This window comes from Pseudanabaena sp. CCNP1317 (assembly GCF_034931345.1).
Classification (GTDB): domain Bacteria; phylum Cyanobacteriota; class Cyanobacteriia; order Pseudanabaenales; family Pseudanabaenaceae; genus Pseudanabaena; species Pseudanabaena galeata.
On the sequence record NZ_JAYGIF010000185.1, the window covers coordinates 1 to 679 of the forward strand.

General features: G+C 63.8%; 1 protein-coding gene. It reads right to left on the minus strand.

Annotated elements, in window-relative coordinates:
- Nucleotides 1–118 precede the first annotated feature (118 nt).
- A partial coding sequence (locus tag VB775_RS26280) for a DUF4915 domain-containing protein (protein WP_323217187.1) occupies nt 119–679 on the minus strand: 561 nt, incomplete at its 5' end.

Sequence of the window (679 nt, forward strand, 5' to 3'; positions counted from 1 at the left end):
CGTCCTTCTCGTACTCGACCGCTTCCTGCGTCTCAGCCATATTCACTTTCACCTCGGTGACGGATTCTGGGAGTTTCCCGGTAGCGGCGGATACGAAACCGGATTCCGGAACCGGAGTTCAGCCCGGTAGCTGAAACGAATTGAGCGCCGCAGTGCTTCCCGGCTCGGCGATTTCGGGGAAACGTTTGCCCGGCATCAGGGCGACGTCGAAGATCTCCTGGACCTGCTCCTCGAACCGGATGAAGCCGACCGTGTTGCCGGTGTCGATGTCGACGATCCAGACACCGCACTCGAGCTCGTCGGCACGCTCCGAGATCGGCAGCCCGCCGAATGTGGCGGTCTCCCTGATCTGCGAAAGGCCGACGAAAGCGAGGTTGCCGGCGAATGAGAGCCCGCGGGTGAAGCCGGGAAGCTCGGCGACCGTGTCGAGGTAACCATGGCGGTTCACCCTGCAGAGTCCGCCGGTACCGGACTGGAGGACCCAGAGTTCGTCCCGGTGCCAGCGCGGTGAATGCGGCATCGAGATGTGTTCGACCACCGGCTCCGCCTTCTGGATGTCGAAGAGCACACCGCCGGACGCTTTGTGGTTGCGCCAGCCACCCGGTTCGTTCGAGGTGCCGAGCATCGTCACGTATCGCGGGGCACCGTCCCTGAGCGCAAGACCGTTCAGGTGGCAGCG